The sequence below is a fragment of the Phycicoccus duodecadis genome (assembly GCF_002846495.1).
GTDB lineage: Bacteria > Actinomycetota > Actinomycetes > Actinomycetales > Dermatophilaceae > Phycicoccus > Phycicoccus duodecadis.
In genome coordinates this window covers 2,796,360-2,813,083 of record NZ_PJNE01000001.1, presented here as the reverse complement: position 1 = coordinate 2,813,083, position 16,724 = coordinate 2,796,360, and the positions used below count along the sequence as shown (strand labels likewise).

The 16,724-nt window shown below is 73.8% G+C and carries 15 protein-coding genes; 7 read left to right on the top strand and 8 right to left on the bottom strand.

Features of this window, described 5'->3' with window-relative positions:
• Nucleotides 1-100: 100 nt before the first annotated feature.
• The gene (locus ATL31_RS13130; RefSeq protein WP_211284035.1) at nt 101-1,090 is read left to right on the top strand and encodes a LacI family DNA-binding transcriptional regulator; all 990 of its coding nucleotides are present in this window, start codon (nt 101-103) and stop codon (nt 1,088-1,090) included.
• A 78-nt stretch (nt 1,091-1,168) separates the two neighbouring features.
• Here ATL31_RS13130 and ATL31_RS16465 read toward each other — a convergent pair whose 3' ends face one another.
• Nucleotides 1,169-1,336 (bottom strand): hypothetical protein, encoded by a 168-nt coding sequence (locus ATL31_RS16465; protein ID WP_157622410.1) that lies wholly within the window; start codon nt 1,334-1,336, stop codon nt 1,169-1,171.
• Between the two features lie 81 nt (nt 1,337-1,417).
• On the opposite strand from ATL31_RS16465, the gene ATL31_RS13125 reads away from it, so the two are divergent.
• Entirely contained in the window at nt 1,418-2,317 is a 900-nt protein-coding gene (locus tag ATL31_RS13125) for a LysR family transcriptional regulator (RefSeq protein WP_101396163.1), read from the top strand.
• On the opposite strand, the gene ATL31_RS13120 is transcribed toward ATL31_RS13125, so the two are convergent.
• From ATL31_RS13120 to ATL31_RS13105, 4 genes are all read right to left on the bottom strand, one after another.
• Nucleotides 2,286-4,928: an MMPL family transporter gene (locus ATL31_RS13120; protein ID WP_101396162.1), complete on the bottom strand. Its 2,643-nt coding sequence runs from the start codon at nt 4,926-4,928 to the stop codon at nt 2,286-2,288. The two genes, ATL31_RS13125 and ATL31_RS13120, sit on opposite strands and share 32 nt — an antisense overlap.
• A 25-nt stretch (nt 4,929-4,953) precedes the next feature.
• A complete protein-coding gene (locus ATL31_RS13115) occupies nt 4,954-5,589 on the bottom strand; it encodes a TetR/AcrR family transcriptional regulator (protein ID WP_158239850.1) in 636 nt (211 codons plus the stop codon).
• 76 nt (nt 5,590-5,665) lie between these two features.
• Nucleotides 5,666-6,319, bottom strand: a complete 654-nt coding sequence (locus ATL31_RS13110; RefSeq protein WP_245862432.1) for a response regulator — start codon at nt 6,317-6,319, stop codon at nt 5,666-5,668.
• A 5-nt stretch (nt 6,320-6,324) separates the two neighbouring features.
• Nucleotides 6,325-7,491, bottom strand: coding sequence for a sensor histidine kinase (locus ATL31_RS13105; protein ID WP_101396160.1), 1,167 nt, complete (start codon nt 7,489-7,491; stop codon nt 6,325-6,327).
• 161 nt (nt 7,492-7,652) lie between these two features.
• Between ATL31_RS13105 and ATL31_RS13100 the strand changes: the two genes are divergently transcribed.
• Nucleotides 7,653-8,336: a hypothetical protein gene (locus ATL31_RS13100; protein WP_101396159.1), complete on the top strand. Its 684-nt coding sequence runs from the start codon at nt 7,653-7,655 to the stop codon at nt 8,334-8,336.
• Between the two features lie 100 nt (nt 8,337-8,436).
• Complete coding sequence (locus ATL31_RS13095) at nt 8,437-8,967, top strand: GNAT family N-acetyltransferase (protein WP_101396158.1); 531 nt, start codon at nt 8,437-8,439, stop codon at nt 8,965-8,967.
• Nucleotides 8,968-9,003: 36 nt separating this feature from the next.
• Here ATL31_RS13095 and ATL31_RS13090 read toward each other — a convergent pair whose 3' ends face one another.
• On the bottom strand, nt 9,004-9,870 hold the full coding sequence (locus ATL31_RS13090) for a nuclease-related domain-containing protein (protein WP_245862429.1): 867 nt from the start codon (nt 9,868-9,870) through the stop codon (nt 9,004-9,006).
• A gap of 142 nt (nt 9,871-10,012) precedes the next feature.
• Between ATL31_RS13090 and ATL31_RS13085 the strand changes: the two genes are divergently transcribed.
• From ATL31_RS13085 to ATL31_RS13075, 3 genes are all read left to right on the top strand, one after another.
• Nucleotides 10,013-10,546, top strand: coding sequence for a DUF1697 domain-containing protein (locus tag ATL31_RS13085; RefSeq protein ID WP_101396156.1), 534 nt, complete (start codon nt 10,013-10,015; stop codon nt 10,544-10,546).
• 464 nt (nt 10,547-11,010) lie between these two features.
• Nucleotides 11,011-11,709, top strand: coding sequence for a spermidine synthase (locus tag ATL31_RS13080; protein ID WP_101396155.1), 699 nt, complete (start codon nt 11,011-11,013; stop codon nt 11,707-11,709).
• A 222-nt stretch (nt 11,710-11,931) separates the two neighbouring features.
• Complete coding sequence (locus tag ATL31_RS13075; protein WP_143598391.1) at nt 11,932-13,824, top strand: diguanylate cyclase domain-containing protein; 1,893 nt, start codon at nt 11,932-11,934, stop codon at nt 13,822-13,824.
• Here ATL31_RS13075 and ATL31_RS13070 read toward each other — a convergent pair.
• Nucleotides 13,821-15,968, bottom strand: a complete 2,148-nt coding sequence (locus tag ATL31_RS13070; protein WP_101396153.1) for a DEAD/DEAH box helicase — start codon at nt 15,966-15,968, stop codon at nt 13,821-13,823. The two genes, ATL31_RS13075 and ATL31_RS13070, sit on opposite strands and share 4 nt — an antisense overlap.
• A gap of 264 nt (nt 15,969-16,232) precedes the next feature.
• Nucleotides 16,233-16,658 carry a MarR family winged helix-turn-helix transcriptional regulator gene (locus ATL31_RS13065; protein WP_101396152.1) on the bottom strand — a complete coding sequence of 142 codons (426 nt, stop codon included), beginning with the start codon at nt 16,656-16,658 and terminating at the stop codon, nt 16,233-16,235.
• Nucleotides 16,659-16,724 lie beyond the last annotated feature (66 nt).

Here is a 16,724-nt window from a genome sequence, read left to right as displayed (position 1 = left end):
CCGCGGGAGCACCCGGCGCCACCCGTCCGGGACCCGTGCCGGGGCCGACCGGGAACCCGGCCCCGGCACGGGGACCGGACGGCCGCCCACCCTCGACGACGTGGCGCGGGCCGCCGGGGTGGGGCGGGGCACCGCCTCCCGCGTGCTCAACGGCTCACCGCACGTGAGCCTCGCCGCCCGCAGCGCCGTCCTGGCCTCGGTGCGCGACCTCTCCTACGTCCCGAACGCCGCGGCCCGGGCCCTGGTCCGCCGCCGCACCGACGCCGTCGCGCTGGTCGTCACCGAGTCCGACGAGCGCGTCTTCGGCGAGCCCTACTTCGCCGCCGCGGTGCGCGGCATCGGGGCACGGCTGGGGGAGGCCGGCTTCCAGCTGGTGCTGGTGATGGCGCGCCCGGGGGGCGACGAGGGGGCGGCGCAGACGGCACAGTCCTTCCTGACCGACCGGCACGTGGACGGTGTCCTCCTGCTGTCGCTGCATGCCGACGACCCACTGCCCGAGCTCCTCGAGGCGCGTGGCGTCCCCACGGTCTGCGGCGGCAGCCCGGCCACCACCCGCCCGCGCACCGTGGTGGACGCCGACAACCTGGGCGGGGGGCGCAGCGCCGTGCAGCACCTGGTCGCCACCGGCCGCCGGCGGCTGGCCGTGCTGGCCGGGCCGCAGGACATGTCCTCGGGGCGCGACCGCCTGGCCGGTGCGCTCGACGCCGCGGCCGAGGCGGGCCATCCCCGCCACGCCGTGGCGCTGGCCTACGGTGACTACTCGGAGGAGAGCGGGCGTCGCGCCATGGCCGAGGTGCTGGCGGCCGGGCCGTCCCCCGACGGGGTGTTCGCGGCCTCCGACCTGATGGCCGTGGGCGCCCTCCGGGCGCTGCGCGACGCCGGGCTGAGCGCGCCCCACGACGTCGGGCTGGTCGGGTTCGACGACTCGCCCGTGTGCCGCCACACCGACCCCGAGCTCACCAGCGTGCACCAGCCCGTGGCCCGGATGGGGCGGGTCATGGCCGACGTGCTTCTGGCCCGCATCGCCGGCGACGAGGTGCCCACCCAGACCGTGCTCCCCACCCGGCTCGTCGTGCGGGGCTCGGCCTAGGCCCCGAGGGACGACGACGACCCCCGGCCACGGCGGGCGGAGGGTCGGTCAGGATCGCGCCGAAGGGCGCGGACGGGCTCAGATCACGCGGGGCGCGGAGGTCTGGGCGAGGTAGTACAGCTCGTTGGTCTCGCGGACGAGGTCACGGTCGACCTCGGTGTCCCAGCCGCGGCCGGCGCGACGGACGGTGCGGAGGTTGGCGGCGAGGGCACGGGCCTTCTGGACGGAGAGCGATGCGGCGTTCATACGAAGAATGATCCCGCTCTCAACTGTTCAGCACAACGTGGCTCCACTACGAGATCTCGTAGTGGTGCTTATGCTTGGTGCATGCTCGATCCGCACCGTCTCACCGTCTTCCGCTCCGTGGTCGCGAGCGGCGGCGTCCAGGCCGCAGCCGACAACCTCGGGATGACCTCCTCGGCCGTCAGCCAGCACCTCGCCGCCCTCCAGCGCGAGACCGGGCTGACCCTCTTCCAGCGAGCCGGGCGGGGCATCGTCCCCACCGAGGCGGCCCTGGTCCTGGATGCGCAGAGCGACGCCCCGCTCGGCGAGTGGAGCCGCCTCGACCAGGTGGTCGGCGACCTGCGCGACGGCCGGTCGGGGCGCCTGACCATCGGCTACTTCGCCTCGGCCGGCTCCGCCTGGATGCCCACGCTGGTGCGCCGCCTCTCGTCGGAGTACCCCGACCTGGTGCTCGAGCTGGTGCTCAACGAGTTCGAGCAGCGCGGCCCGCGACCCGACATCGACCTCGTCATCGACCCGCCCGACACCCCGCCGCCGGCCGGGCACCGCCGCGTCCGCCTCACCGAGGACCCGTTCGTCGTCGTCGTGCCGCGCGACCACCCGCTGGCCGGCGCGGGCGAGGTCGCGCTCACCGACCTGCGCGGTGAGACCTGGGTGAGCAACGACCTGCCGGGGGCCGTCTGCCACCGCATCGTGGTCGCCGCCTGCGCCGCCGTCGGGCTGCGCCCCCGGTTCAGCGTGCAGGCCCAGGACCACCACACCGCCATCGGGTTCGTGGCCGCGGGGGTCGGCATCTCGGTGATGCCGGGGCTGGCCGCGCGCGGGCTGCCGGGCTCGGTGGTACGACTCGCCATCGCCCCGCCGGCCCCGGTGCGCCACCTCGCCGCGGTCGTGCGTCAGCTGGGGGCGTCGACCGCCCCGGCGGAGCGGGCGGTGCAGCTGCTCCAGGACCTCATCGCCCACCCGAGCGCGCGCCGCCGCTGACGGGCGCGGGGTCGGGCGCGGTGCGGGAAGAACCGTCGGAACCGTGGTCGGCGCCCGCAGCGTGCTCGGGCCCGTCGAAGTGCCCGGCCTCGAGCCGCTCGGTCAGCTTCAGCCCCTCCACGTCGAGGTCGGGCAGCAGCCGGTCGAGCCAGCGCGGGATCCACCAGGCCCGGTCGCCGAGCAGGTGCATCACGGCCGGCGTCAGCGTCATCCGCACCAGGAAGGCGTCGACCAGCACGCCGACCGCGAGCCCGAAGCCGATCGGCCGCACCATCACGAGGTGGCTGTAGGCGAAGCCGAGGAACACCGACGTCATGATGACCGCCGCCGCCGAGACCACCCGGGCCCCGTGGACGAACCCGGTGCGCACGGCGCTGCGCGAGTCCTCGCCGTGGGCGCGGGCCTCATGCATGCCGGAGACGAGGAACATCTGGTAGTCCATGGCCAGGCCGAAGAGCACCCCGATGAGGATGATCGGCATGAACGACAGCAGCGGCCCGGGCTGGCTCACCCCGAGGTACTCGCCGAGCCAGCCCCACTGGTGCACGGCCACGGTGGCGCCGAAGGCCGCGGCGACCGACAGCAGGAACCCGCCGGTGGCGATCAGCGGCACGACCACCGACCGGAAGACCAGCAGCAGGATGACCAGCGACATCCCGACCACGACCGCGAGGTAGCCCGGCAGGGCCCCCGCCAGCCGGTCGGAGATCTCGATGTTGGCCACCGTCTGGCCGGTGAGGCCGACCGAGATGCCCTCCTGGCGGTCGAGCCGGTCGGCGGTGGAGCGGATGTCGTCGAGGGTGGTGCGGGTCTCCTCCGAGGCCGGGCCACTGGTGGGCACGATCTGGAACGCCAGCGTGCTGGTGTCCTTGCTGACGCCGAACGGGACGACGCTGCTCACCGACGGCAGGTCGCTGAACGCGGTCGCGACGACCGCCTGGGCGTGCAGCACCTCGGCGTCGGTACGGGGGCCCGACGCGTCCGGCAGGGTGGCCACGGCCACGACCGGCCCGTTCATCCCCGGCCCGAACTCGTCGGCGATGGTCGTGTACGCGGTGTAGGCGGACGAGCCGCTGGGCTCGCTGCCGCCGTCGGGCAGGCCGAGGAACATCGAGCGGGTGGGCAGCGCGACGACCGCCACGATGCCGACGACCCCGAGCAGGGTGAGCCACGGGTGCCGGGTGACTGCGGCGACGTGCCACCCTCCGTGCTCCTCGGTGGCGGCGTGCCCCGAGGTGGTGCGGCCTGAGACGTCGCCCGGCGTCGCGAAGCCGGCCCGGCGCCAGCCACGACGCGAGACGACGCGGGTGCCCATCAGCCGCAGCACGGCCGGCGAGATGGTGACGGCGACGAGGACGGTGACGGCCACCGTGGCGGCCGCGACCAGCCCCATCTGCGCCAGGATCGGGATGCCCGACAGCACCAGCGCGGCCAGGGCGATGACGACCGTCGTGCCGGCGAAGGTGACCGCGCTGCCCGCCGTGGCGACCGCGCGGGGGATGGAGTCGCGCAGGGGCATGCCGCCGAGGATGTTGGCGCGGTGCCGGTTGACGATGAACAGCGCGTAGTCGATGCCGACGGCCAGGCCGAGCATGAGCGCGAGGGCGGGCGTGGTGTTGTTGAGCTCGACCAGCGAGGTCATCGCCATCGCCCCGCCCAGCCCGACGCCGACGCCGAGCAGCGCGACGAGCAGCGGGAGGCCGGCCGCGATCAGGCTGCCGAGCACGACGACCAGCACGAGGACGGCGACGGAGAGGCCGAGGATCTCGCCGGGGCCGACCAGGGCGATGTCCTGGGTGATCTCGACGCTGTACGAGGGGGTGATGCCGGCGGCCTTCAGGACGGGGTCGCCGGTCGCGGGGATGCGGGCGCGGTCGTCGGTGGGCACGGACTGGGCGTTGGTGTCGAACTGGACCTGCACGACGGCGTAGCGACCGTCCTCGCTGACCAGGCGGGTGCCCTTCGAGGCCTCGGCGACGGCCAGCCCGTCCTCGTACTGGGCCTGCCCGGCGTCCAGGCGCGCCTGGGACTGTGCGAGCTTCTGCTCCCCGGCGGAGACCTGGGCGCGGCCCTGCGCCACCTGCGCCTCGATGGCCGGGATGCGGGGGTCGGACGGGGCGGCGGCCTTCAGCTGCGCGAGGGAGGCCTCGCCGGCACTGAGCTGGGACCGGGCGGCCTCGAGCTGCTGGCGACCGGCGGCGAGCTGGGTGCGTCCCTGCTCGAGCTGGGCCTTCGAGGCGGCCAGCGACGAGGCGGAGGCGTCGATCCGCTGCTGTGCGGCGAAGGGGTCGACGGTGCTCTCGACGTGGGGGAGGGTGCCCCACGTCTTCAGCACCTCGGCCACCGCGGCCTTCTGCTGCTCGGTGAACGCGCCGGAGTCGCTGCGGAGCACGACGCGGCCGAAGCCGCCGGCCGCGGCGGGGATCTCGTCGCCGAGCTGCGTGAGGACCTTCTCGAACGCGGTCCCCGGCATCGTGATCTCGTTGGTCAGGGGCTTGCCGACGGTGCCGGCGAGAGTGCCGGCGGCGGCCAGCACGACGAGCCACGCGGCGATGACGGGCCACGCGTGGGCGGCGCACCAGCGGCCGAGGCGGTACAGGGCGGTGGACATGGAGGGGACCTTCCGGAGGGTGGGGTCAGGAGCTACGGGTGGGGGTACCGTCGAGCAGGCCGGTGCGCAGGTGCCCCAGCGACTCGGCGAGGACGGCGGGAAACGCGGGCGGGCGCTGGCCGGCGACCACGGCGCGGGACCAGACGCGGATGGCGGCCTCGCCGCTGCCGAGGATGGCCGCGGCCAGGGTGGCGAGGTGGACCTCGCTGATCCCGGGGCCGACGCGGCCGCGCAGCCACTCCTCGAACCAGTCGAGCCAGGTGTGGAACTCGGCCAGGATCAGGCCCTTGGCGTGCGCGGACGTCTCGCCGGCCGCGGCGAGGACGCCGATCCGCTCGACGAGGGAGAGGTCGCCCGGGTCGTCGACGACGGAGATGACGCTGTCGAGGACGTCCTCGTCGGGGGGGCGCTGGTCGAGCCGCTCGCTCAGGGCGGCGAAGAAGTCGGTGACGCTGGCGGTGAGCACCGACTCGACCGAGGGGAAGTAGTTGAAGAAGGTGCGGCGCGAGACGCCGGCGCGCTCGGCCACGGCGTCGGCGGTGACGGCGGCGACGCCGGCGTCGCGCACGATCGCGTAGGCGGCCCCGGCGATGGCGCGGCGGGTCTCCTCGCGCTTGCGGTCACGCAGCGTGGGGACCACGCAGCTCGGGCGGCGGCTCATGGCATCGAGGGTAGGACGTAGATGCACACCAGTGCAAATCTGCACCACCATGCATGTCGAAGATCACGGGCCGCGGTCAGCCGGGGCGGACGAACCCCGTCTCGTAGGCCAGGACGGCGGCCTGGACCCGGTCACGGAGGCCGAGCTTGGCGAGCACCCGCGCCACGTGCGTCTTCACGGTCGCCTCGCCCAGGAAGAGGTCCGCGGCGATCTCCGCGTTGGACTGACCGCGCGCGACGTGCCGCAGGACCTCGCGTTCGCGCTCGCTGAGGCACTCCAGCGCCGCCGGCACGCCGGTCTCCGGCGGGGGCTGTCTGACGTAGGCCTCGATCAGCCGTCGGGTGACCGCCGGCGCGAGCAGCGCGTCGCCGCGGGCCACCATCCGCACGGCGGCGACGAGCTGTTCGCGGGGAGCGTCCTTGAGCAGGAAACCACTGGCGCCGGCCTTCATCGCCGCGTAGACGTAGGCGTCGAGGTCGAAGGTGGTGAGGACCAGGACCCGGGCGGCCGAGCCTGCGGCGACGATGCGGCGGGTGGCCTCGATGCCGTCGAGTACGGGCATCTGGACGTCCATCAGGACGACGTCGGGAGAGGTGTGGGCGACGAGGTCGAGAGCGCGGCTGCCGTCGGGGGCCTCCCCGACCACCTCGAGGTCGTCCTCGAGGTCGAGGATCAGCCGGAAGCCGGCGCGCACCATCTCCTGGTCGTCGCACAGGAGGACCCGCAGCACGTCCGTCACCGTGGTGTCCCGGGCAGCCGTGCCCACAACCGGAAGCCGCCGGCCGGGTCGGGGCCGTGCTCGAGCCGGCCGCCCGCCGCGTGGACCCGTTCGCGGACGCCCATGAGTCCGGTCCCGCCGCGCGCGACCGTGGGCACGGGCGCCGCGGCCGCGATGTTGTGGACGCACACCTCGACCCACTCGTCGGTGACCCGCACCGCCAGGGTCGTCGCGACCGGTCCCGCGTGCTTGAGCACGTTCGTCAGACCCTCCTGCGCGATCCGGTACGACGCCAGGCCCACGGCCGCGGGACACGAGGCGGAGGGGTCGGGGAGCGAGGCGGTCAGGGGCAGCCCGGCGCCCCGCATCAGCGCGACCAGCCCAGGCAGGTCAGCCAGGCCACGAGCAGGGCGAAGGTCCTCGGGCCCGAGTCCATCGTCGCCGGCCGGGCGCAGGACGCCCAGCATCTGACGCATGTCCTGCAGGGCGGCCCGCGAGGCGGCACGGATCATCCGCAGTGGTTCTGCGGCGCGCGCCGGGTCCTTGGCGAGAGCGGCCTCGGCGGCGTCGGCCTGTACCGCGATCACGCTCAGCCCGTTGGCGACGACGTCGTGGAGCTCGCGCGCGATCCGGACGCGCTCCTCCGCGACGGCGAGCCGCGCGAGGTCGCGCTGGTGCTGTTCGGCGTACGTCGCCCGGGACCGCCATCCCCGCAGGGCCCGCCCGCCCAACCACGCCGCGCCGTACACCAGCAGGATGAACAGGTAGTCGCTGCCGTGGTCGAGCCACTCCTGGACCCAGACCCCGCCCACGAGGGCCACGAGGCCGAGCACCGCCGGCCCCTCTTCACGCTCCGCCCCGACCGTGAAGGCCAGGACGAGATAGATGACCAGGCTGCTCAGCGTGCTGGGCGAGTGGCCGACCACGGCCTGGGCGGCCCCCGCTGCCACCGCCACGATCGTGGCGGCGACGGGCCACCGGCTGCGGGCGAGCAGCGAGCCACACATCAGCACCGCGACCGGCACGCTCACCCACACCGGTCCCTCGTGCACCGCCCCCGTCAGGATCGCGCCGAGGGTGTAGAGCAGCAGCGCGGCGGCGAGGACGACGTCCACGACGGGGGCGCCCGCGACCTGGCCGGGGCCGGCCCACCGATGTCGCGGCCGCCTCACCTGCTCGTCCATGCACGGATCGTAGGTCCACGGTGGATCCTGGCGGGTCCGTCCCGAGGACGGGGGCGGTCATCCCTGCGGCGGACCCGGATCGCCCCCAGTCCGGATGCTGCGCGGGGCGCCCGAACCCCAGGCTCGGAGGCGTCATCTTCTCCAGGCCGAAGGAGGCCCCGATGTCCACGTCCTTCCTCTCCCCTTCGCCGCGCACGGCAGGACCCGTTGGTCTCGTCGCCGGCGCCGCCGCGTTCGGTGTCGGTGATCTCCTCCGGCGCTCGGTCGACACCGGTGCCGGCTCTCCGAACGCGATCGTGGCCGCCGTGCAGCAGCACCCGATCACCTGGCTCGCCGCCGGAGCACTGTCCGTGCTGGCGACGGTGCTGATGCTGCCGGCGGTGCTGTCCCTCCCCGACCGGGCCATGGGGCGCGGCCGCGTACCGGTGGCGGTCGGGAGCGCACTGTTCGGGCTCGGCCTGATCGCCAGTGTCGGCCACGCGGTCGCGTACTTCGGCTCCTACGCCGCGCTGGCCCGGGCCGGCCTCGATGCCGCGCAGGTGTCCGCGGTCGCCACCGCCACGGAGAACACCCCCTTCCTGATCGGCTTCATCCTTCTGTTCGTGCTCGGCCTGATGCTCGGGCAGCTGGTGCTCTGGTTCGGGCTCTGGCGGGCGCGGCTGGTGCCGGTGTGGGCCCTGTTGGCGGCCCTCGTGGACGTCGTCGCCGGCAACAGCCCCGGGATGGCTGCCGGCGTCGTGGGACTCATCGGCTGGGTGGCGGCCACGGCCGCCCTCCTGCGGCGTCGGTCTGTGCCCGGCGCGGTGGCGACCGCCCCGCTGGCGGTCGACCCGGCCCGGGCCTGATCCGCAACTCCTGGCCCGGTCACCGGTGAACGCAGGTCCGTCCCGCCACGGCCGGCGAATGTGGGTGGCGACCGTCGTGGGCGGGCCGTAGCGTCCCGGTATGGCGCCCGAACCCACCGTCACGCTGCGCTCGCGCACGCCGGAGGACCTGGACGTCCTGTTCCGGCTCTCCACCGAGCTCGACACCTGGGAGGAGCGCAGCGCCCGGCCGCCACGCCCGATGACGCGAGAGGCGTACGAGGCGCGCCTCGCGCAGGTGACCGTGGAGCACGGGAGCGACGCGGTGTCCTTCGTCGTGGACGTCGACGGGGCCGCCACCGGCATCGTGACCCTGTTGGACGTCGACCATCTGGCACGTCACGCCGAGGTCGGGATCACCCTCGAACGGAGCTTCCGCGGTCGGGGGATCGGCACGGCCGCGATCGTCCTGCTCGTCGAGTTCGGCTTCGTGCGGCTCAACCTGCGCCGGCTGCACCTCCAGGCGATCGCGTCGAACACCGCGGCGATCCGCGCCTACGAGAAGGCCGGCTTCGTCGTCGAAGGCCGCCAGCGCCAGCACGCCTGGGTCAGAGGCGGGTACGAGGACATCGTGCGGATGGGCATCCTGCGCTCGGAGCACCGTCGCGCGTAGGCCGGGCTCGGAGGTGTCTCGACGAGGCCTCTCTGCTCAGGACGCGGGGAGGTGCGCAGCCAGGGATCGGTGCAGCGTGTCGATGGCGGCGGCCTCGAGCGGACCCTCCGCGCGAAGATGTCCGTAGAGCTTCTTCGGCCAGAGTGACTCGACCTCGCGGGTGGTGAAGCTGCCACCCAACAGCGGCCAGTCGGCATCCAGGAAGCAGAGGACGCCGCGCACCGGCACCTCGTCGCCGACGATGCCGCGCACGACGTCCATCTGTTTCAGGACGCCGTCGACGAGCTTCGTGCCGTCGCGCGACCCGATGAACAGCCGCTCCACGCGAGGCCGCAGGAAGCCGCCGTCGACGCGCAGGTGCGGCCGCCCCTTGTACCGCTTGGCGTCGATGACGAACACGCCGCCGGCCGTGACGGCGAGATGGTCGATGTTGGCGCGAGTCCGGGGGATGCGACGGTCGTGCAGCACGCGGACGGTGTCGGAGGCGAGGCGGTCGAGTCCCTTGCCGAGCATCTCCTCGCCGCGCGCCCCGACGGCCCAGGCCGTGGTCGACTGGGGCTCGTCGGAGATGGCGAGGATCAGGCCCCCGAGCTTCGGGTGTTGGGTGCGGATGCGCTCCTCGCGCTTGGCCTTTCGCCGCTCGAACTCGCGCCGCGCCGATGCCCCGGGCTGCCCGGCCTCGACGAGCTCGGCCGGTGCCGGTGCCGTTTCGACCGTCGCGGGGGCCGAGGAGGGCGGCATTTCCGTCGGGGCGGCAACCGGCTCGACAGTGGAGGAGGCGCCGGCATCCGTCGGATGAGCCACGCAGCGAACCGTTTTCGTGGAGCGTTCGTAGATCGCCTCGGCCTGCGCGGGCAGCGCGGCCGCGCACACGCGACACGTTCCGGCGTAGCGCAGCTGCATCCGCTTCTCATCAGGTCCCCCGGCCATGAAGAGAGGGTAGAGGTGGGACCTCGGCCCTGTCGGGGTTTCGACCCATCGCGGGCGGTCTGTCTAGCGAGTCGACGCCGGGCTCGTGTCCGTGCGCGGGCCTACAGTGGCGCGCATGAGCGTCCGGGTCGGGTTCCTGCGCGCGGTCAACGTCGGCAGGCGGCGGGTGCCGATGAGCCGGTTGGTGACGGTCTGCGAAGGCCTCGGGTACGCCGACGTGTGGACCTATGTCAACAGCGGCAACGTCGTGGTCGACGCTCCCGGCTCGCGCGCGGCGGTCGAGAGCGCGATGGAGCAGGCGTTCGAGAACGAGTTCGGTTTCGAGTGCACGACTTTCGTCCGGACCGCGCCCGAGCTGCGCACCATCGTCGACGCGACGCCCTTCCCGATGCACCCCGGCGACACGCACTTCGTGACGTTCCTCAAGCAGGCCCCGTCGGCGAGCGACGCCAAGGCACTCCAGGCCCTCTCGAACGAGTTCGACACCCTCGTGGTCTCCGGCGCCGAGGTGCACTGGCACATGCCCGGCACGTCGACCGACTCCCTGCTGGTGAAGCGCCACTGGGATCGGATCCTCGGCCCCTTGAGCAGCACCAGCCGCAACGTCACGATGCTGACGAAGCTCGTGGCCAAGCTCGACGCCGCCTGACCCTTTCCCAGAGGGCGACCGTTCGCTGACGCAGAAGTTCGGGCGGCACGCAGCAATCGCTGCGTGCGACCAGAACTTCTGCGTGCCGCCGGCGCGGCGTCGTGGCGGTACTCTCGCGGGCCGCCGGAGCACCGCACCCGGTCGTCAGCGTCGGGCGGGCGCCGGCTGGTCGTCGAGCCGCGAGGAGGCGAGGAGCTTCCGCGTCATCACTGTGACGGCGCGGACGTTCGCCGATGACGCGGAAGCTTCCGCGCCACGGGCCACGTACCGCGCCACGCCTGGGGCGTCACCTCGACGGTCTGTCAACGACATACGGAAGGGACCGGGGGTGAAGTCTCCAGCAGCACCCACGCCCGGCCAGGAGCGCGAGCGACGCCGGCCCCGAGGAGTCCGGGACGCCGTGCCGCAGACCCGGCTGCGGCCGCCGAGGAGCCGGCCGGGATCGCCGGCACTAGTCTCGGTGGGTGAGGATCGAGGAGCTCGACTGGGCCGAGACGCCGTGGGGTGAGATCAGCCTCCGCCGGCGCCGTGACCCCGTCACCGACCGCGACGTCTACGAGGTCAAGCTCGGCGACGACTACCTGATGTCGAGCCAGTTCGTCCAAGGGGAGCAGGAGCTCTCACGCATCGGGCTGCGGGCGGCGACGGGCACCCGGCTGACGGTCCTGGTCGGCGGCCTGGGCCTGGGCTACACGGCTGTCGCCGCCCTCGAGGACGACCGCGTCGCCGAGCTCACCGTGGTCGAGGCACTGGAGCAGGTGGTCTCCTGGCACCGGCGCGACCTGCTGCCCGACACCCGCGGGCTGGCCGCCGACCAGCGGGTCCGCCTCGTCCGCGACGACTTCTTCGAGCTGGTGCGCGCCGGTCGTGCCGACCGCACCTACGACGCCGTGCTGGTCGACATCGACCACGCGCCCGACTGGCTGCTGCGCGAGGACCACGGCGACCTCTACACCGTCGAGGGGTTCGCGCGGCTGGGCCGGATGCTCACCGACGACGGCGTCTTCGCGCTCTGGTCCGACGAGCCGCCCGAGCCCGAGGTCGTCCGGCGGATGGCGGGGGCGTTCGAGCAGGCTGACGCCCACGTCGTGCCGTTCCCCAACCCGCTGACCGGCGGGGAGTCGACCAACACCGTGTACCTGGCCGTCCGCCCGCGACGCTGAGCGGCGTCGGAGGGTCCGCCCATCGGCCGTTCGTCGCTGTTTCCTCGACGACGGCCCGGCCGCGCACCCCCCCGAGTACCCTCGGGGGCATGAGGTGACCGCGCCCGCGCGGCCGGTCACGCAGGGTCGGCACCCGCCGACCGCCGGACGCCTCGCGGCCCCTCCGTCTGTTCCGCGAGGACGCGCTTTCGCACGTTGGCCAACCGGATCGAGGAGCACGCAGTGTTGGACGGAGAGGGCTCGGCCCACACCATCGCTCAGATGGCCGACTGCGCGACCCTGGGGACGGAGCGCCCCGCCACCGGACCGACCGGAGTGTGCGAGACCCGCGGCGTCGTCCCGCGCGCCCTGCTGGAGGCCACCCGCGGCCTGTTGTGGATGGAGGGTCCGGCGGAGGCCAGGCGCCTGGTCGCCGACCTGGTGCACAGCCTGGGTGGCGAGCTCGTGTCGGCCGAGGTGTTCGACGAGGCCAGGATCCCGCTGGAGCTCTCGTTCAACGACGGTCCCCCTATGGTCGCGTCGGCCCGGCCGGGGACGGCGGCACGGGCCCTGCTCGACACGTACCTGCCGCCGTTCGTCCGTGACGTCCGACGGGTGCTCGAGCTCGGTGGACGGGTGGAGCGACTCGCGCGGTCGGCCTCGGTCGACGGCCTGACCGGGCTGCCGAACCGCGCGACGCTGGACCGCTCGCTGGCCAGGACCATGCCCTCCGAGGTGGTCATCGTGCTCGACCTCGACCACTTCAAGGCGGTCAACGACGGGCTCGGGCACGCCGCCGGCGACGAGGTGCTCGCCGCCTTCGGCGCGCTGCTCGCCGAATCCATCCGCGGGAGCGACACCGTCGGCCGGTACGGGGGTGAGGAGTTCGTGGTGGTCCTGCCCGCCGGCGGCGACGCCGATGCCTTCCTGTCGCGACTGCAGACCAGTTGGGCGGACGTGCGACCCCATCCCGTGACGTTCTCCGCCGGCGTCGCCCTGTCCTCGAACGACCCCGCGGAGGCGATGAAGCGGGCCGACGCGGCGCTCTACGAGGCCAAACGTTCCGGGCGCGACCGGTGGGTGTGGGCACCTCCGGCGGTCCAGACCACTCCGGCGCGGGCGCCCGCCGACCTGATGGAGCCCTACCTCGCGTCGGCCCTCAGCGGTGACCGCCCCGGCGGGGTCCGGCTCGTGCTCGACCTCCTGGACCGCCACATGAGCTCCGACCGCAGCGTGGTCGAGCTGCTCGCCACGGCCCAGCAGCAGATCGGCGAACGGTGGGAGCGCAACGAGATCACCGCCGTGCACGAGCACCTGGCCACCGGCGTCACCACCGCGGTGCTGGACGCCCTCGCGGGCGAGAGCAGCGAGGACGTCCACGGGCTGACGCTGGTCGCCTGTCCCGAGGGTGACTGGCACTCCCTCGCCGCCGAGATGTTCGCCACCTCGCTGCGGGCGGAGGGGATCGGCACCCAGGTCATCGGGGCCTCCGCGCCGGGCGAGGCCGTGGCGGAGTTCCTCCGTCGTTCGACCTGCGACGCCCTGGCCGTCTCGTGCACCCTGCCGGCGTTCTTCCCCGGGGTGGTCAAGCTCGTCAACCTCGTCCACAGCCTGGGCGTCCCGGTCATCGTCGGTGGTCGGGCGTTGGGCGCGAACGCGCGGCGTGCACACCGGCTCGGCGCTGATGCCTGGGCCCCGTCCGCGGTCGAGGCGGCCGTCATCCTCGACGGCTGGCGCTCGGCTCCTCCTGTCCCGAACCCGGAACCGGTGCTGATCGACCCGGCCGTCCGCCTGCTCTTCGACTCCGCGGATCGCCTGGCCGCCGATGCCATGGAGGTCCTCCCCCGGTGGGTGCCGGCCAGGAAGGGTGGCGACCCCGTACGCATGGCCCGGCGCCAGGAGTACCTCGCTCACACCGTGAGCTCGCTCGCCGCGTCCGCCCTGGTCGACGACGACTCGGTGTTCCTGGACTACCTGGCGTGGCTGGCCCGCGTGCTCGCCCCCCGCGGGGTGTCGGTCCAGGCCCTGGTCTCGGCCCTCGACGCCCTGGGCCCCGGCGTCGGTCAGATCAGCGGTGACGCGGTGCGCCTGCTGGCCACCGGCCGGGCCGAGCTCGTCGCCCAGGTCCGCGACTAGGAGACGCGGGCCTCCAGCGCGTCGGTGAGCAGCGACACCAGGGCCTCGAGCTGGATGTCGGCCGAGGAGCCGACCTCCTCGTCGGAGCCGTCGAGCGCGCGCGCCGCCAGGCCGGCCTTGTCGTCGACGATCTCGGCCAGCCGCGAGTCGATGGTCTGGGCGGCGATGATGCGCCAGGCCGTGACGGGCTCGGTCTGGCCGATGCGGTGCACGCGGTCGATGGCCTGGGTCTGCTCGGCCGAGGTCCACGACAGCTCGGCCAGCACGACGTTGGAGGCGACCTGGAGGTTCAGGCCGACCCCGGCCGCACTGAGCGAGCAGACGATCACCGAGACCTCGGGGTCGGTGAGGAAGGCCTCGATGTTGGCCTTGCGCACCTTCGCGGTCTGCTCGCCGCGGACCGACGCGTAGCCGATGCCGCGCTTGGCGAAGGTCTGCTCGGCGGCGTCCATCACGTCGATGTGCTTGGCGAAGAGGACGACCTTGCCGACGCTTCGCGCCAGCTGCGCGGCGTAGTCGGCGGCCGGGGCGGCCTTGGCCTGCCCGATGCGGCGCATGACGGTGAAGACGTTGTCCCCGGTGGCCTTGGCCCCGGTGTTCTTGCGTTCGGCGGAGGCCACCTTGCGGACCAGGGCCTCGTCGATCCCCTCGCCGTCGACCACGACCGGCCGGGACGCGAGCGCCTTCTCGTACCGCGCCACGAGGCGCCGCGCGAGCTCCTGCTCGGCGGCGCGCACCGAGCGCCCCGCCTCGTCGTCGAGCTCGATGGGCAGGTCGGCGACGCGCCGGGCGGGGATGTCAGCGGCGACGTCGACCTTGCGGCGGCGCACGATCCCCATCCCGATGACGGCCGCCCGGGCGGCGGCGGCGAACCCCGGGTCGGCCGGGGTCAGGCCGGTCTCCTCGAGCGCGGCCATCAGGGCGCCCCGGGGCTTGGTGTCGTCGATCCAACCGAGGAACTGCCAGATGGCCCGGAAGTCCTCGATGTCGTTGATCAGGGGGGTACCGGTGAGCGCCATCAGCAGCGCGTCGGCGCGCCGGTCGCGGATGCGGGCCGAGAGCTCGAGCACGTGGCGCGAGCGCTGCGACGTGCGGTTCTTGATGAAGTGCGCCTCGTCGACGACCATCCCTCGGAAGCCGTGGTGGGCCAGCCAGCCGGCGTGCCGGTCGAGGATGTCGTAGTTGACGATGACGATGTCGGCGAAGCCGTCGAGAGTCTCGCCGTCACCGTGGATGACGGTGGCCGTGCGCCTCGGCGTCCAGAGCCCTGCCTCGTGGGCCCAGTTGGCCTTGACGACGTTGGGCACGACGACGAGCAGGGGGAACGCGTCGGCGGCATCCGCCGCCAGCAGCGCCTGCGCGGTCTTGCCCAGGCCCGGCTCGTCGGCGAGGAGGAAGGTGCGATGGCCGCCCGCGGCGGCGGCGACGACCTGGGCCTGGTGGTGCATCAGGACCCGGCCGCGCAGGCCGGGCACGGCGCGGTCGGGCTCGGGCAGAGGCATGCACGAGGAGTCGCCGCCGGACTCGAAGGCCCGGAACAGCGGCGACAGCAGCTCCCAGCTGCCCAGCCGGTTGGTGGTGGGGCGGCGGGCCGGCACGGCCGAGAAGTCCGGGGCCAGGAACGGGCTCGCCAGCTGGCGCGCGATGACGGTCTGCGGCACGACCCGGCGGGACGGGGGCGCGAGGTCGGTGGCGGGCTCCGGCGCGCGGGTGGGCTCGGGGTCGGGCTCGCGCCCGGCCGCCCGCAGCATCCGGTTCTTCAGGTCGGCGGCGTCGTGCGACACGACCGCACCGTCGGCCAGCAACGACAGCAGCGAGGTGTCGCGGGCCGCCGTCTTGGCCAGGATGGTGGCGACCCCCTCGAGCTGGGCCAGGCCGGCCGCGCGCCCGGGCTCGCCCACCGAGGCCTCGCTCTGGAGCCGGGCGCGCTCCTGGCGCACCAGCAGGGCCACGACCTGGTAGGCCGTGCGGCTGGCGGGCCGGATACGGCCGCGGTTGGCCTCGGCCTCGACCCGGCGGGCGGTGCGGGTCAGGGCCGGGATGAGGGACTCGTCCTGCGGCGCGCGGGCAGGCTGGTGCGAGCGCGGGGCGGTGCGCCGCGCGCCGGCACGACGCGGGGATCGCGGTGTCAAGCGGTTCGTCATCTCCCGGATGGGCGAATGGGCGTGAGGTGATGCTCGTGTGGGCGCCCGGTACACCCCGACGGGGCGGAGGTCCCCCCACGCGTCGTCAGGCGCTGGTCGGGCCGGAGCGAACGCGCGGCATGGACCTGGTCCGGGCCCCCGGTTCGCTGCCGTGTGCTGCCGTTCGGCGCACCACGCCACAACGGTACGCGCTCCGGCGCCTCATCCGGTAGCCGAGCGGCGTCGGGCTGGTCACGTCGTTCCGGGGTCGCGGGCCGGGTGGCGTCACCAGGGAGCGACCGAGACCCCCTCGTGCGGCTCCTCGGCGGCGTCGGTGAACGCGGTCAGGGCGGCGGTGAGCATCTCGACGTCGCTCGCGGACATCCGGCCGAGGATGTCGACCAGGGCCGCGCGGCGGTGGCCCATGACCGAGCCGACGAGGGCGACCCCGTCGTCGGTGAGGGTCAGCACGACCCGCCGCCGGTCGCTGGGCGACTCCGCCCGCTCGACCAGCCCCGACTCCACCAGGCGGTCGCACAGCCGCGTCGCGCTCGAGGGGTGCAGGCCGAGGGCCGAGGCGATCGTGACCGCGTTGACCTCGGGCCAGGTCGCGATGAGCACCAGCGCCCTCAGCTGGGGCGGGCTGACGGCATCGCCGGCCTCCGCGACCGACGCGGCGATGATCGCCGAGAAGGCCCGGGACGCCCGCATGGTCGCGATGACCTGCGGGGACTCGTCGTCGGGCGTCGTGTCGAACGATCGGATGGTCGGACCTCA

What these genes read in the sequence shown, in the direction of transcription:
- ATL31_RS13085 (WP_101396156.1), top strand. Translation starts at nt 10,013, where the DNA reads ATGAGCGTCCGGGTCGGGTTCCTGCGCGCGGTCAACGTCGGCAGGCGG.
- ATL31_RS13065 (WP_101396152.1), bottom strand. Translation starts at nt 16,658, where the DNA reads ATGCGGGCGTCCCGGGCCTTCTCGGCGATCATCGCCGCGTCGGTCGCG.
- ATL31_RS13120 (WP_101396162.1), bottom strand. Translation starts at nt 4,928, where the DNA reads ATGTCCACCGCCCTGTACCGCCTCGGCCGCTGGTGCGCCGCCCACGCG.
- ATL31_RS13070 (WP_101396153.1), bottom strand. Translation starts at nt 15,968, where the DNA reads ATGACGAACCGCTTGACACCGCGATCCCCGCGTCGTGCCGGCGCGCGG.
- ATL31_RS13105 (WP_101396160.1), bottom strand. Translation starts at nt 7,491, where the DNA reads ATGGACGAGCAGGTGAGGCGGCCGCGACATCGGTGGGCCGGCCCCGGC.
- ATL31_RS16465 (WP_157622410.1), bottom strand. Translation starts at nt 1,336, where the DNA reads ATGAACGCCGCATCGCTCTCCGTCCAGAAGGCCCGTGCCCTCGCCGCC.
- ATL31_RS13100 (WP_101396159.1), top strand. Translation starts at nt 7,653, where the DNA reads ATGTCCACGTCCTTCCTCTCCCCTTCGCCGCGCACGGCAGGACCCGTT.
- ATL31_RS13090 (WP_245862429.1), bottom strand. Translation starts at nt 9,870, where the DNA reads ATGCAGCTGCGCTACGCCGGAACGTGTCGCGTGTGCGCGGCCGCGCTG.
- ATL31_RS13095 (WP_101396158.1), top strand. Translation starts at nt 8,437, where the DNA reads ATGGCGCCCGAACCCACCGTCACGCTGCGCTCGCGCACGCCGGAGGAC.
- ATL31_RS13125 (WP_101396163.1), top strand. Translation starts at nt 1,418, where the DNA reads ATGCTCGATCCGCACCGTCTCACCGTCTTCCGCTCCGTGGTCGCGAGC.
- ATL31_RS13115 (WP_158239850.1), bottom strand. Translation starts at nt 5,589, where the DNA reads ATGAGCCGCCGCCCGAGCTGCGTGGTCCCCACGCTGCGTGACCGCAAG.